The following is a 15,170-nucleotide window of genomic DNA, read 5'->3' as shown; positions in this document are numbered from 1 at the left end:
GGTATCCACCTCTATCGGACTTCTTTTAATTGAGTAATCAGTTCGAGTGCTTCCTTTGTTTTTTCAGAATAGGCGGGGATAAACGCTACCATATTCCGATTCAGACGAAACGAACAGCCATTCAGCCGCTTTTCCCCTTTTTCGATAAGAATGGCATAATCGGCTCTTTCCCTTGTTTCTTGATTAAGAATTGTATAAGGGCCTCTTTTTTCTCCAGACAGTTCATCTAATAGCTGAAAGTTCTCCGGATCGTCGTAAGTGTGAAACATGTCCTCAGGCACGATAAACAAATCCCCTTCCTGAGCGGTGATTTCAACAAGGAGTTTCTCCGGCAGCACCGGAAAAATGTCAGCTTCTGCTCCTTTGCCTGAGGCGGCATCTTTTATTTTTTCCTGTAAGTCTGCCTTCATATCGGAAAACATGATCACGTGAATGCCCTCCGGCTTGCTGGAGCATGATGTCAGAAGCAGCACAGAAAGCACTCCATACGCGGCCAGCTTTAACATGTTATTCATTTTTTTGTTGAGGTAAGAAGTTTGTCTGTTTCAGTCATTGCTAAAATAAAGGCACCCGCTCCATGCAGGTCATTCGTGCTTTTTTCCCTGTTGACGTAGTAATCATAGAATCCTGCCGATGTGCCGACACATATGTCCTTTACAAAAAAGAAGCCGTCAGATTCTCTCGTTTCCGTTTTATATTGGATCAGTCCTTGAAACGCTTTTAAAACTTGATCCTTATAAGACGGGCTGATGTAACCCATATTAATCGCTTTCGCCATGGCATACATATACAGGCACGATCCGGAGCTTTCAAGCCAGTTGTCAGGTCGATCTCCTTTATCAACAATCTGATACCACAGACCGGTCTTTTCATCCTGATATTCGCAAATGCTCTCAAGCATTTCCCGAAGCGTTTTTATCCATACTTGACTCGTTGTATGGTGCCTCGGCAGCTCTTCAATCATGTCCGCCAGTGCCGTCACATACCAGCCGATCGACCTTGCCCAAAATTCTGGGGAACAGCCTGTATCCTGATTGGACCACGGCATTTTTTTCATTTCATCCCACGCATGGTAATAGAGGCCGGTTTTCTTGTCTTTCATGTGTTTTCTCATCAGCCGCTCTTGCAAGATAACCATGTCAAACAGCTTCTGCTCTTGTGTAAGGTTCGCATATTTCAAAGCGAACGGCCCTCCCATATACAAACCGTCCAGCCACATTTGATAAGGATAGCCGTCCTTGTGCCAGAAGCCCTGTTCAGATGTCTGATTCAGTGTGCCGTATAAGCCCCGCAGCCTTTTTGCCGCCTTCATATAACGCTCATCACGGGTAATTTCATATAGAGGAAACAGAAGAAGCCCCGCCTGGATGGCGTCAAGCTCGTCTCTTTTAAATAAGAGATTGCCGTAATCATCAATCAATAGATCTGCATATGCTTTGACGTACTCGATATAACAATCCTGACCTGTTGCTTTCCACAGGCTTACAGTGCCGCATAAGAACACACCCTGATGATAGTGCCAGCGGTTTGCGGGCGGGAGCTCTTCGACTGTATATGTGTTCATGATTGTTTTCGTCAATGCTTCCGCATACGTAAGCGGTGATTTCGTTACGGTTGATAAATTCATAGAAACCATTCCTCTCTTAATAGATTCCTTCTTCTCCGAACTTCTTCGCCAAGCGATTCGCAAGCATCACCAAGATCAGTCCGACTGCCGCTTTAAATACGCCGACCGCTGTACTGTAGCTGAATTGCCCCTGTTTTAAGCCTGCGGTATACACATACGTATCAAAAATTTCCGCCACTTCTCTATTCGTCGCGTTTAATAGCAAATACACATGCTCAAAACCAAGCTCAAGCGTATCGCCAATTTTTAAAATTAACAGGACTACGATGACACTCTTGATAGCAGGGAGCGTAATATGCCACATTTGGCGGAGACGGCCTGCGCCGTCCATTTTTGCCGCTTCATATAACTGCGGATCAACGGCTGTGATCGCAGCGAGATAAATGATCGTTGACCAGCCGGCCTCTCTCCAGATCACCTGCAGAATATACAGGGGCCTGAACCATTCCTCATTCAGAAGGAAATTAATCTTTTCCCCGCCGAAAAACGCGATCAGCTCGTTAATCAGCCCTCCATCCACCGTCAGAAGCACAAATGAAAGCGATACGACAATCACCCAGGACATAAAATGGGGAATGTAGATCAGCGTTTGGATGAATTTTTTAAATAAAGCGATTCTCACTTCATTCAGCAGAAGGGCCAACAAAATCGGTACCGGGAAAAAAATGATGAGATTTAATGCGAATAACAGCAATGTGTTTTTTAAGAGGATAAAAAATGTAGGCTCTGTAAACAGTCTGACAAAGTGCTTTAAGCCGACCCACTCACTGCCTAATATGCCGAGAAACGGCTGATAATCCTGAAACGCGATAACGATTCCCCACATCGGCACATATTTAAAAAGCAAAAAATAAATACAGCCCGGCAGAATCATCAGATACAAATACTTTTGCTGCATCAGCTTATTTAGTAAGCGCTTTCTTTTTTCTTTTTTTAAAGTCATCGTGTTTACAGACTGGGATGTGGCTTCTGCTGTTCTCACTATTTCACTGCCTCCTTTCAAGGGGTGTTGGTATCACTGTAGCCCAGCTTGTGAAAGTCCGTCTACAATCATGTCATCACATCATTGCCCAGCCCCCTCTCTAGCGCTTTTCAGCCTCTCTATCTGTGACAAAGACACCCATATCAGAAAATGATTATTGACAATATCTATAAATCTTTGGATTAATTGTATTAGAACAAGAGAATTGTAAGGAAATGGGGGGTTTTATGAAAAGAAGCCAATACAAGTTTTATTACAAACTAATCACGTTTTTCTGTTTGCTCAGTACGATTCCTGTCATCATAGTCGGAATCTTTTCGTACGAGCATTCACAGAAAACGGCGATCTCCAACGTATCAGAAGAAAAGCTGGAAACACTTCAGCAAACCCGGCAAAACATTGAACATATATTAAAAACGGTTGATCATTCCCTGACTCACTATGTCAGTTCGCCGCCTCTCCTTCAAATATTGTCAGAGCCTTTATATTCTGATCAATTTCAGCTTTATAATCAAGTGAATCAAGAGCTGAATTACCTGCAAAGTTTTGATACCGACCTGTCCAACATGACGCTCGTCAGCTATATCAGTAATTGGTATATGAATAATTCGGGTTTATACCGGATCAAAACGGACGCCCAGCTGGCAGCAGCCAGAGCCTATACCAAAAACAAACCGAGCCGTTCCTATTGGCAGTTAGAGAAAAACAATAAATTGATCTCTACAAAGGAAGGAAATTCAGGAAACTGCCCGCACAATATTAATTTGATAAAACAGCTTCCGCTCAACAGCACCAACACAAAAGGGCTCGCTGCCGCCAGTATACCAAGCTGCTCACTCGTGAAAAACATGCCTGACTATTCAGCGGCAGAGAGTGTGTCCGTCATAGATGAAAAAGGAAACATCATCCTTCACAACAATATAGCTGACATAGGCGGTTCTCTCCAAAACAAAGCCTTTGTGAAAAAGATTTTGTCTGCCGGCTCCCAAAACGGGCAATTCGAAATGAAAATTGATCAGATCCATTACAAGATCACCTATCAAAAATCCGATTATAATACTTGGACTTATTTCTCCCTTGTCTCCTTGCCGGAACTTAAAAAGGAGGCGAAGTCGATCGGCTGGATCACCTTTATGATCTGCTTTATATTGTTAGCGCTTTCATTACTGTTCTCCTGGTTCGGTTCCCGTCATTTTTACAAACCGATCCGCCTGCTTTATGAATCATTTGCGCGCCATGATACCTTTTTAAGCAAACAGCCGCACCAAAATGAATTCGAACTGATCGAACGCAGCATCAAACAAATCAAAGATAAAAACGATGATTTGGAAGCAACAATCGAGCAGCAGGCGACTCATCTTCAGCAATACTTTATGGTCAGGCTCCTGCTCGGCAAACTGACCGATGAAGAAGTCAATAACCGTTTCGAAAGCTTGGGTCTCAAGCAAGATTGGCGCCATCTCGGCGTTCTTGTACTGCAAATCGACACACTGCAGCATACACCATATGAAAAAAAAGACATTGACTTGCTGTTGTTCGCCGTCAACAGTCTCATTGAACATACCATCCCGGCCGATAAGCGGCTTCCTCCCGCCATCGTGGATAAGCAGCAGGCCACCATTCTGATCAACCGAGGTGAATCCAAAGAAGAATTTATTCAAGATTTACATGAAATGGCACAGCTCATTCAAGAAAGTGCGGAAACTGAGCTGCGTTTGCCGGTCAGCGTCGGAATCAGCCAGCCGTTTGAACAATTAGCCATGGCCAAGACAGCATATGCGGAAGGGTCGGAAGCGTTGAAATACCGGTTGCAAGCTGAAAAGAAATCGATCATCTTCTTTCAGCGTATCGAACAGAAAAAATCATTCAAAACCCACTTTCCTAAGCAGCTTCAGCATGAATTGTTCGACGCTGTCAAATCCGGCGACAAAGCGAAAACCGATCAAGCCTTACACGCCATTTTACAATCCATATTCACGCATAATACCAACCCTTACCAGTTCCAAATCGCCATCGCCCGCTTTTTGAATCATTTAATTGAACTGATGCATGTGCTCGGAATTGAACTGTTTGAGCTTGAAGAAAATAAAATGCTTTATGATCATATCTTCGAGCTGAAAACATTTGAAGATACAGAAAGCTGGCTTAAAACGGAGCTCATTAATCCGATCATCGAAAAATTGGACGCGCGGTCGGCATCACAATATAAAAACATTTCCGAGAAAATCATTCACATTATCCATCAGGAATTCGATTCAGAGCTTACGCTGGACGAAATTGCACGGAGACTGCATTACAACCCGAATTATTTGAGCAGTATATTCAGAAAAGAAATGAATATCTCATTTAGCGAATATGTCTCTTCCTATCGCCATCACATGGCAAAAAACTGGCTTGCAGAAACAGAGATGCCGGTTAAAGAAATTTCAGAAAAGTTAAAATATAAAAATTCACAAAACTTTATCAGATCGTTTAAAAAGCTTGAGGGCATTACACCCGGCAAATACCGCGAGCAAAAAAGAAACACATAAAAAACCCGATTTTCAGGGCGGGTTTCAGATGGTTGGCAAAAGCCAGAGCATGAAAAATGCTCCGGCTTTCTTTTTCCTATCATTCTTTTTTAAGAGAAGCTTCATATTCCTCGATGATTTGTTTTCCGCCGTTTGTTTTCCATTTTTCTATTTCTTTATCAAATTGGCTTTCATTTATCTCTCCGAGTATATATTTGTATGTGGCATCATCAATGATTTTTTGCAGCTCTTCGCCCCGTTCTGATGCAGCGGCTGAGTACAAGCTTTCAGCAGGGTTGGCGACAATGATCTTGTTATTGTCCTCTGTCAGTTCTTCGTACGCCGTGCGGAGCGGATCACCGGTGTTTTTTAAGTATGCTTTGTCAATGGCAATCAAACCGGAGAGAGGCTGTATATCGGTCTGCCAGTCTTTCACTTGGCTTTCCTCCCGCGTGAAGGTCTTCCCTTTGCCTTTGTTATAGTGTACGCCGTCGATGCCGTATGTCATTAAGCTATACACGTCTTCTTCCGCGATGCGGTCAAAAAATGCCAATATCCGTTTTAATTCCGCTTCTGTTTTCACACTCGTTTTCGGAAAAGCAAACAAACCGTTATGTCCGCCCGATGCCCAAATACGTTCCTTTCCATCGGAGCCTTTTATGCGGTTGAGGATTTCAAGCTCCATTGATTTATCTGAAGAATTGTCCCGCAAATTAACCGCATCCACCATATTGCCAATATAAATGCCGGCTTTCCCCTGAGAAAACAATTCCTGCTGCTGTGTCTTGCTTGTCACCGGAAAATCCTTATTCATATAGCCGTTATCACGAAGCTTTTTCATATAATCCATCGTCTCTTTGTACTCTTTCGTCATAAAATCTGGTGTTAGAGTTCCATTTGATTTCTTCCAATCGGTCGGCATGCCTTGATATGAACCAAGTGTTTTAAAGGCGCCGTAAATCAAATCGTTTCGGTCTGTGATGCCGATCGTATCATTCTTCCCGTTTCCGTCAGGATCTTTTTCAGTAAATGATTTTGCCGTTTCAAATAGATCCTCAAGGCTTTCAGGTGTCTTCATATTCAAATTCTCCAGCCAATCCTTACGTATGACGACTCCCTGTCTGGATAGCGGCCGCTCTCTGTAAATGCCATACAGCTTGCCGTCTACAGATACATTTTTGTTAATCAATTTATTCATTTTACGCAGATTCGGGTAGTCTTTTATATAATCACCGATCTCCCAAAACATGCCTGACCTGAATGCGTTCATCACAGATGAATTTTTGATGTCCTGAATGGAAACGATCTGCGGCAGATTTCCCGCCGCCAAAGCTGCATTTAATCTGTCCTCTTTCACGGCGTCAGGAACCCATGTAATATCAAGCTCTGTATTTGTCAGCTTTTCAATTTCCTTTATCGCTCTGTCTTTCGGCGGCTGCTGGTGATATAAAATCGCCATCCAAGACAGCTTGACCTTCGAGTCCAAATCCGTTTTGCTTTCAGCTGACGTTTTTTCGGTTCCTTTGCAGCCTGCCAGTGCTCCGCTGATCCCTAAAATCAGGACAATCATCAGCATCCGAAATGTTTTCCCCATAGTACCCCTCCGTTTTTTAGACTTCCTCATCCCTTTACAGACCCTAACAGCGCGCCTTTTGCAAAATGTTTCTGTATAAACGGATAGACAAGCAGCACGGGAATCGTCGCGACCACAATAACCGCCATCTTGATCGTCTGCTCCGGCGGCGGGCTAGCGGCCCCCATTTCAGACATGTCTCCCTGGATGCCGCTTGATACAATCACAATTTGGCGCAGGAGCACTTGAATCGGCCATTTTGCCGAATCATTTAAATAAAGAATCGCCGTCATATAGGTGTTCCAATATGTCACTGCATAAAATAATGAAATCGTTGCAATCGCGGGAAGCGACAACGGCAGCACAATCTTAAAGAAAATGCCCAGATCATTACAGCCGTCCATTTTCGCAGACTCTTCCAAACTGGCGGGAATGTTTTGAAAGAAGTTTTTTAAGATGATTAAATTAAATGCATTGATAGCTGTCGGAAGAATGAGGGCCCAATAAGAATCGAGCAGCCCAAGTGTTTTCACGACGATAAACGTCGGGATCATTCCCCCGCTGAACAGCATCGTGAACACAACCAGAAACATGAGCGTTTGGCGCCCTTTTAAATCGCGGCGGGACAATCCGTACGCCATCAGAGAAGATAAAAACATGCTGACAGCGGTCCCTATGAAAGTAACAAATACAGATATCACCAAGCTTTTATAGAGAAGATCCGTTGAGAATATATACCGATAGGCATCAAGCGAAAAGGTGCTTGGTATCAAAATGAATTTTTTCGATACGACCTCCTCCACCGTAGCAAAAGAGGCAGCTATGACATGGATGAACGGAAGAACACAGATCAAAGCAAATGTAAGCAAAAACGTATAATTGAAAATAGTGAACATGCGGCCTTTCATAGAATGAACGATGCTCATCACCCCCCCTTGTTGTAAGCGTTATCATTTTAAAAACTTAACAAGCTGCAGCTGTCGCCGATATCGTGATTTCAATGTAACAAATGGAAATAACAGCGTCTATAATCATTTGAACAGAGTCTATTGTACAGCGGGGAATAAAAGAAAAAGAGCATAATCTTAGAAAATGATTATGCTTTTCTTATTGACCGTCCTCTTTTTCTTTTAATAAATCTCTAGTATTCATTTCAGGTGTATACCCGAGTTCATTTATGGCGGATTCTATGGACCAAGGTTTTCCCGGATTATCGGACACCGCGTAATAAGTGCCATAGCCGATATCTGTTTCAATCGCCGCTTTGAATATCTTAAGTAAATCAGTATGGGAAAGCAGTGTTTTATTCGTCCGTTCTTTTTCATAAAGGATGCCGGTCTCGTTTTCCGCTACCGTCCCGATTCGAAGGTTAATCACAGAGAGCTTGTTTTCAAGGTAAAACAGATGCCCGATATTTTCAGATGTTAATTTTAATACACCGTACAAATTTTTTGATTTCGGATAATCCTGTGTTGTAATTTCCCGGCCCAGCAGTGAGCGGCCGTTTTCTTCGTAAACATCTGTAACATGATTGCTGCTGGCAAAGATCACCTTTTTGATTCCAAGCTCAACAGCCGCACGGTATAAATAATAACTCGCCCTGTAAAACACATCCGTCATTTTTTCAAATTCATCAATATTCAAAACATCATGCTTGATTTTTACAGCAAGTAAATTCACGAGCACATCCGTGTCATTCGGAATATGCTTGACTAAATCCGGGTAGCTTGACGCATCGGCCTGATAGGATTCAAATCCGCCTTCACAGCGTTCCTTATCAAGCACTGCCACTTGAAACTCAGGTGAGAGGCCTTTTGCCAAAATTCTTCCGATGACACCGCTGCCGCCGGCAATTACTATTTTTTTCATTGTTTCACCCTCCTTTCCTATTAGCTTACCCATTTTTCGCGCGACAGCAGCTTTTTCAAACATTATGGAGAGACGCTCTTTATTAAAAAGTAACCGGAAGTTCTGCCAATGATCTAAAACCAATAAGCTTCCGATATTGCACGTTAGGAGCAGTCAGTTGAAGGTTAGGGATTCGTTGCAGCAGTGTACAAATCGCGATTTGTGCTTCTAAACGTGCCAATGAAGAACCTAAACAAAAATGAATGCCCTGTCCAAATGCGAGATGAGGATTTGGATTTCTAGTGATATCAAGCACATGAGGATGAGTGAATTTTTTCGGATCTCGATTAGCAGCTCCTAAAAGGATATATACATGTTCATCTTTTTTAATCGTTATTCCGTTTATTTCAATATCTTCAGATGCAACACGAGCCGTCATTTGTGTAGGGCTCTCATAGCGTAAAAATTCCTCGACTGCCGATTCAATAAGCGATGGCTTTTCCTTTAGTTCCATTAGTTTCTCTGGATGATTTAATAAGGAAAGGATCGAATTGCTGATGAGATTTACCGTTGTCTCATGTCCGGCAATGACGAGCAATATACATGTTGCCAGTAATTCCTCATCTGATAACCTGTCATCTTGCTGCTCCTTCATTAACATGCTGATGAGGTCATTTTGAGGGTTATGTTTTTTCTGTTGAATCAGATCTTTGAAATACGCTATTAACTTTATAGCCTTATCGTTACCCTTTGTTAACTCCTTTCTGGATCTGGTAAAATCTATTGTTTGAATTAAGCTTGCAGTCCATTCTCTAAATTGATAACTCTCTCCTGCCGGTACTCCTAACATTTTAGCTATAATGAGGCTTGCTAAAGGAAAAGCAAAATCTGAAACAACATCCATTGTTCTCTTATACTGCACTTCATTAAGCAAGACATTAACAGTTTCGTTTATATAAGGACGAAAGCTTTCTGCAAATCTTGGAGTAAATGCTCTGCTAACCAGCATGCGTATACGTTTATGATCAGGTGGATTTTTAAACAGCATCATATGGTGCTGCATATTTTTAAGTTCACTGTATTTTTGTGAGTTCTCTGGGAGCGGGATGCGATTTTTAAATCTGGTATCTTTAAGAATCGCTGCCGCCTCTGCATATCCGGTTACATACCATCCCGGGTATTTTAAGAAATTCCCCTTATATATTGGATGAATAGAACGCAGCTTATCGTAAAAAGGATATGGATTTTCAAAAAACTCAGAAGAAGAAAGTGAAACAGGGATTGTTAGATTTTTAATTGTCATGTCATGCCCCCGCTCGGGTTATTTTTACAAAGAGGCGATTACGCTATATGATGAACACATTATGAATTTTTTTCAATGGGGAGACAGTGAATACTTTGAAATGAAAAGCAATCGCTGTCTCACCGGTTGATTTTATTTTTTAACTCTTCGCTTCTAGGCTGGCTTTCATTTCTTGTACCGACTCTACTTCAAATCCTAAATCAAGCAGCATTTTATGATCTTCCGTTTCTTCTTGCCCAGCCGTTGTTAGATAATCTCCGACAAAAATGGAATTGGCTGCATATAACCCTAGTGGCTGTAATGAACGCAGGTTGACTTCCCGTCCTCCTGAAATGCGGATTTCCTTTGACCGATTGATAAAACGGAATAGAGCGAGTACTTTTAAACAATACAGCGGGTTTAATTCATTTACGCCTTCTAAGGGTGTGCCGTCAATCGCATGCAAGAAATTGACCGGTATTGAATCCGCGTCAAGAGCTTTCAAGCTTTGTGCAATATCGATAACATCCTGTTTCGTCTCCTTCATCCCGATAATGACACCTGAGCAAGGAGACATACCAGATTCTTTTGCTATTTCCACTGTATTAACCCTGTCATCGTACGTATGTGAAGTGGTAATGTTGGCATGGTTGCTCTGTGATGTATTCAAATTATGATTATAGCGGTCTACTCCCGCTTCTTTGAGACGTTGCGCCTGCTCCGGTTTTAACAGCCCGAGACATGCACAAACTTTCAATCCATACGTATCTTTAATTTCCTGCACCGCTTCAACAACCTGATCAACTTCTCTATTAGACGGCCCCCTGCCGCTGGCAACGATACAATATGTTCCTATATTTAAATCATGTGCACGCTTTGCGCCCTCTAGAAGGGTATCTTTATTTACCATCCGATAAGCATCAATCGGCGCTTTCGAAATGGCAGACTGAGAACAATATCCGCAATTTTCCGGGCACAGTCCGGACTTCGCATTCATAATCATATTAAGCTTTACTTTTTTTCCATAAAAGCGTTTTCTGATCTGAAAAGCAGCATGCATCAGCAGCAGAATTTCCTCATCTGGACATTCTAAGATTGAAAGAGCCTCTTCGTTTGTGACTTCCGCTCCATCTAACACTCGGTCTGCAAGGTCCACCCATTGATTCATCTTCCTGCCCCCATTCGATTAATAAGTAAGGACACATCTATATGGTCCGTCACCATTTTTTTAACGCTTTCTTTTGTTATGTCTTCAAGCTTTGGCGTTACCCCTAAAACCGGTACACCGCACAAGTCCTCAATTATGTCCGGATTGGTCTTTTCATCAAGATCAGGAGAGTGGCTGATTCCATTTATTACGATACCGGCAATTGATAGGCCCATGCTTTTTGCATATTGAACGGTTAAAAATGTGTGATTAATCGTCCCAAGATTAGGCCGTGCTACAATAATAACCGGGAGTTCTAAAGCTTTTATTACATGACTGACTAAAAAATCCTCTCCCAATGGCACCGAAATACCGCCGGCACCTTCTACGATAAAACAATCATGTTTTTCTCTCATTCTCTCCCAATGGAACAAGACCTCTTCCATTTTGATAGCCTTTCCTTCCAGCTTCCCTGCAACGTATGGAGCAAGCGGCTCTTTGAATTCGAAAGGAGTAATCTCTTCATGGGAGAGAAACGTTTGTGACATTTGCTTTAATAAAGCGGTATCGCTTTCTGGATGGTAACGTGAAATACCGCTTAAGAAAGGCTTAAATACCCCGACATCCATCTTTCTCTCTTTAAATAAAGCTGCAAGGCCGCAAGATATAATAGTTTTCCCAACTCCTGTATCTGTGCCTGTTACAAAAAAACCCTTCATATCAACATGTTCAACTCCTTCCCAATTAAATAAAATGACTCTAACAATTTATCTATTTCTCTTACACTGTGATCAGCGGTGACCGTTAATCTGATACGGCTTTCTCCTATTGCAACGGTTGGGGGACGAATAGCCGGTGCATAAATTCCTTTTTCCTGCAGCCGTTTCGCAAATATTACAGCTTTTTGGGCATCCCCAATGACCACAGGAATAATCGGTGTAAGATCCCCTTTTACAACGAAACCCATTTCTACTAGAGCGGTTTTTATCTTTTTTATATACGAAAGCAAAAGTTGGCGTTTTTCGTTACTATTTTCAATTATGTCCAATGCCTCATAAGCAGCAGCACAGCTTGCCGGCGGAATAGCCGTTTGAAAGATAAACGTTCTGGCATGGTTCAGCAGAAAGTCGATGAATACGGCTGAACCGGCAGCAAAACCTCCTTCCGTACCAACAGCTTTGCTCAGGGTGCCAATCACAACATCAGGACAGACACCGAAGTGTTCACTTGTCCCCCTTCCGTTTTCCCCTAAAACACCTGTTGCGTGGGCATCGTCGACGATAACGAAGGCATTGTAGCGTTTAGCAAGCAAGGTGATCTGATCAAGAGGAACAATCGTGCCGTCCATACTAAACACTCCGTCTGTTACGATAAAACGGCGCTGATAACGCTGTGTTTCTTTCAGCTTTCCTTCAAGATCAACCATATCAATATGGCGATAAATGGCCGTATCCGCTTTTGACAGGCGGCAGCCGTCAATAATACTTGCATGATTTAATTGATCGCTTAAAATGATGTCTCCTTTTTCAGGTAAGGATGAAAGTACACCGACGTTGGCTAAGTAGCCGCTAGAAAACAGTAAAGCTGCTTCCGTCCGCTTAAAGCCAGCAATTTTTTTTTCGAGTTTTTCATGCCAGATCGAATTGCCTGTTGTTAAACGTGAACCGCTGCTTCCTGTTCCAAAATGATGCAGTGCTGTTTCTGCTGCAGAGATCAATCGTTTATCATTCGCCAAGCCTAAATAATTATTTGATGAACAGACGATTTGTTTCTTGCCGTCAATATTCATCTCAGGCTGGGGAGCAGAATTCATTGTTCGTACTGTTCGATACAGCCCGGCTTCCTTCGTTCTGTCTAACCGCCCGCTTAACCATTCATCAAAATTCAAAGCTGGTTACCTCTTCAATGGCTTCTTTCATAATTGATACCATTTCTTCAAGCTCTTCTGTTGTGCTCGCGAGAGGAGGCAGAAATGCAATCACATCTCCCAGCGGCCGCGTCAGCATGCCAAGCTCTCTCATTTTTAAAGAAACTTTGTACCCGATCCGCTGTTCAGCAGGATAAGATAATTTTGTTTCCTTTGACTGCACAAGCTCTGCGCCGCACATAAAACCGAGCTGCCGGATATCGCCCACGTGAGGAAGCGATTTCAGATCCTGAAGAAGCAAGTGAAGCCGCTCGGTTTTTCGTGCCACCTGTTCAACGATTTCTTCAGATTCAAACAAACGTAAATTTTCAATCGCAACCGCACAGCCAAGCTGGTTTCCTGTATATGAATGGCCGTGGAAAAAGGTTTTTAAGTTTTCATAATTATCATAGAATGCCTTGTAGATGTCCTCTGTGGCAAAAGTGACGGCAATCGGTAAATATCCTCCTGTAATTCCTTTTCCTGCTGCCATTAAGTCAGGCTGCACATTTTCATGTTCACAGGCAAACATTTTCCCCGTACGTCCAAAGCCTGTCGCAACTTCATCAACAATCAATAAAACATCATAATTTGTACAAAGCTTACGTACACCTGCCAAAAAACCTGCCGGCATCACGATCATACCGGACGCTCCTTGAACCATCGATTCAATAGAAAGCGCTGCTATTTCGCCGTGGTTTTCAATAAGCAGCCGTTCAAGTTCATGCAGGCACTCATCGCGGCACTGTACAGGATCACCGCTTTCAGAGCGGTATACATAAGGGATCGGCGCTTTAAAACTTTCAAACATTAACGGGCCGTATACATGATGGAAAAGCTCGATCGAGCCTACACTGACGGCGCCAATCGTATCGCCATGATAGCCGTTTTTCATCGAGATAAATTTTTGCTTCTCAGGCTTCCCAATGTTCTTCCAATATTGAAACGCCATTTTAAGAGCGATTTCCATCGCTTCAGCGCCGCTATCTGAATAAAAAACACGCGTCAGCTTTTCAGGGCTTATTTCGATTAATTTTTCGGCAAGCTCTGTCGCCGGAACATTTGTCATGCCTAATAATGTGGAGTGCGCGATTTTTCCAAGCTGTTTTTTTATCGCATCATCTAATTCTTTTTTACGGTGCCCGTGTACATTTAGCCAAACAGAGGAAAAGCCGTCATAGTATTCCTTGCCGTTTATGTCTTTTACTTTTATTCCTTTTCCGCTTTCAATGATCAAAGGATTTTCATCATAGTCTTTCATTTGAGTGAAAGGCAGCCAAAGGTTCTTTTTGCTTTTTTCAATCAACTCATGCATCATTTTCTTCCTCCCATTGAATGAAAACAGGCTGTTTTTCCAGGTAGTCTATGTAAGTCTTCAAATCTCTTAAGCCATCGACAAAAAAGATTCGGCAGCCGCCTTCGTTTCCGTATTCTTTCAACTTCGTGATACGCTGATAGCCCAGTTTTTTACTCGCAACGTAGCCGGTTATGTAATCAGGGTCATCTGACCAGCATAATTCTGCGATAGTAGCCGGATGTTTACTTACCTTCGTTGCAAGTACAAGCGCTTCTTTTATTCTTGAATTTCGAGGCATTTGATAACACTTGGACCATTTGTCAAAGTTAGTGTCAGGCCAATCCATCCTGGAAACCCGTACGCCTCTTTCCTTTCTCTGATCAATTCGTTTGCCAGAATGAATATCAAACAGTATAGCTCCCCTCAATCCGGAACATTCAGGAATTTGTTCATACGCTAAATCAATCATCTTTTTTTGAATGCCTGCTTTTTCTAAAAGTTTTCTTGCTAGCACTTGTCCCTTTTCTGCTGATTCAACTTCATGTGTTTCAATGTGTAACGGATTAACCAACTGTATAGGTTCGTCAATACATTCGAACTGAATTTTCATAAAATCCGGTTTTCCTCTTGAATGATATATGCCTTTTTCTAATAAGGCATTCACTGTATGTATCATATTTTCATAGGTTGTAAGCCGTTCTCCGCCAGATAAATGTTTTCCGCCGACTTCATGAGAACCATTCTTGGAAGCTCTCATTCTGACGCTATAAAATTTTTCTTCCCGCATGTCTTCCCCCTTGTTTTCAGTTGATAACAGAATGACAGCAAGTTCAAAACATGTTGTTCGAACAATTGTAAACCACTTTTATAAAAAGGTTAACATTTATGATATTAGTATTCCTTACGTATTCTGTCAATGTGTAAATGAAATTGAAATGTGATTAAAAATAAGAATGCTGGAGGAAAAAGCAAGAAGCCGGTCGTATAGGGAGCTGAAG

General features: G+C 42.3%; 13 protein-coding genes. 1 reads left to right on the top strand and 12 read right to left on the bottom strand.

All coding sequences use genetic code 11. The annotated features are described in order from the left end of the window. Positions 1-11: 11 nt before the first annotated feature. The 3 genes from GXP75_RS10695 to rmgP are packed head-to-tail and all read right to left on the bottom strand — an operon-like array spanning position 12 to position 2,609. Complete coding sequence (locus GXP75_RS10695; RefSeq protein WP_396022458.1) at positions 12-515, bottom strand: lipoprotein YteS; 504 nt, start codon at positions 513-515, stop codon at positions 12-14. Beyond that, positions 512-1,636 (bottom strand): glycoside hydrolase family 88/105 protein, encoded by a 1,125-nt coding sequence (locus tag GXP75_RS10690; protein ID WP_242556788.1) that lies wholly within the window; start codon positions 1,634-1,636, stop codon positions 512-514. The genes GXP75_RS10695 and GXP75_RS10690 overlap by 4 nt, the downstream gene beginning before the upstream one ends. Before the next feature lie 7 nt (positions 1,637-1,643). Further along, positions 1,644-2,609: a polygalacturonan/rhamnogalacturonan ABC transporter permease gene (gene rmgP, locus GXP75_RS10685; RefSeq protein ID WP_061571875.1), complete on the bottom strand. Its 966-nt coding sequence runs from the start codon at positions 2,607-2,609 to the stop codon at positions 1,644-1,646. 215 nt (positions 2,610-2,824) lie between these two features. Here rmgP and GXP75_RS10680 point away from each other — a divergent pair, with 215 nt between their 5' ends. Next, complete coding sequence (locus GXP75_RS10680) at positions 2,825-5,140, top strand: helix-turn-helix domain-containing protein (protein ID WP_242556787.1); 2,316 nt, start codon at positions 2,825-2,827, stop codon at positions 5,138-5,140. 79 nt (positions 5,141-5,219) lie between these two features. Here GXP75_RS10680 and GXP75_RS10675 read toward each other — a convergent pair whose 3' ends face one another. The 9 genes from GXP75_RS10675 to bioW form a co-directional block, all read right to left on the bottom strand. Beyond that, entirely contained in the window at positions 5,220-6,713 is a 1,494-nt protein-coding gene (locus GXP75_RS10675; protein ID WP_242556786.1) for an extracellular solute-binding protein, read from the bottom strand. Positions 6,714-6,739: 26 nt separating this feature from the next. Further along, entirely contained in the window at positions 6,740-7,600 is an 861-nt protein-coding gene (locus GXP75_RS10670; RefSeq protein ID WP_242557142.1) for a carbohydrate ABC transporter permease, read from the bottom strand. A 199-nt stretch (positions 7,601-7,799) separates the two neighbouring features. Further along, a complete protein-coding gene (locus GXP75_RS10665; RefSeq protein ID WP_242556785.1) occupies positions 7,800-8,561 on the bottom strand; it encodes an NAD-dependent epimerase/dehydratase family protein in 762 nt (253 codons plus the stop codon). Between the two features lie 82 nt (positions 8,562-8,643). After that, entirely contained in the window at positions 8,644-9,843 is a 1,200-nt protein-coding gene (locus GXP75_RS10660) for a cytochrome P450 (RefSeq protein ID WP_242556784.1), read from the bottom strand. Positions 9,844-9,982: 139 nt separating this feature from the next. After that, complete coding sequence (bioB, locus tag GXP75_RS10655) at positions 9,983-10,990, bottom strand: biotin synthase BioB (RefSeq protein WP_242556783.1); 1,008 nt, start codon at positions 10,988-10,990, stop codon at positions 9,983-9,985. Beyond that, the gene (gene bioD / locus GXP75_RS10650; RefSeq protein WP_214913997.1) at positions 10,987-11,688 is read right to left on the bottom strand and encodes a dethiobiotin synthase; all 702 of its coding nucleotides are present in this window, start codon (positions 11,686-11,688) and stop codon (positions 10,987-10,989) included. The genes bioB and bioD overlap by 4 nt, the downstream gene beginning before the upstream one ends. Next, positions 11,685-12,857, bottom strand: coding sequence for an 8-amino-7-oxononanoate synthase (gene bioF / locus GXP75_RS10645; RefSeq protein ID WP_242556782.1), 1,173 nt, complete (start codon positions 12,855-12,857; stop codon positions 11,685-11,687). The genes bioD and bioF overlap by 4 nt, the downstream gene beginning before the upstream one ends. After that, positions 12,847-14,193: an adenosylmethionine--8-amino-7-oxononanoate transaminase gene (bioA, locus tag GXP75_RS10640; protein ID WP_242556781.1), complete on the bottom strand. Its 1,347-nt coding sequence runs from the start codon at positions 14,191-14,193 to the stop codon at positions 12,847-12,849. The genes bioF and bioA overlap by 11 nt, the downstream gene beginning before the upstream one ends. After that, a complete protein-coding gene (gene bioW / locus GXP75_RS10635; protein ID WP_242556780.1) occupies positions 14,183-14,959 on the bottom strand; it encodes a 6-carboxyhexanoate--CoA ligase in 777 nt (258 codons plus the stop codon). Before bioW ends, bioA begins: the two co-directional genes overlap by 11 nt. Positions 14,960-15,170: the final 211 nt, after the last annotated feature.

The organism is Bacillus sp. HU-1818, assembly GCF_022695965.1.
Classification (GTDB): Bacteria; Bacillota; Bacilli; order Bacillales; family Bacillaceae; genus Bacillus; species Bacillus atrophaeus.
Note: the sequence above shows the minus strand (reverse complement) of the source record. Positions and strands in the feature narration are given on the sequence as shown.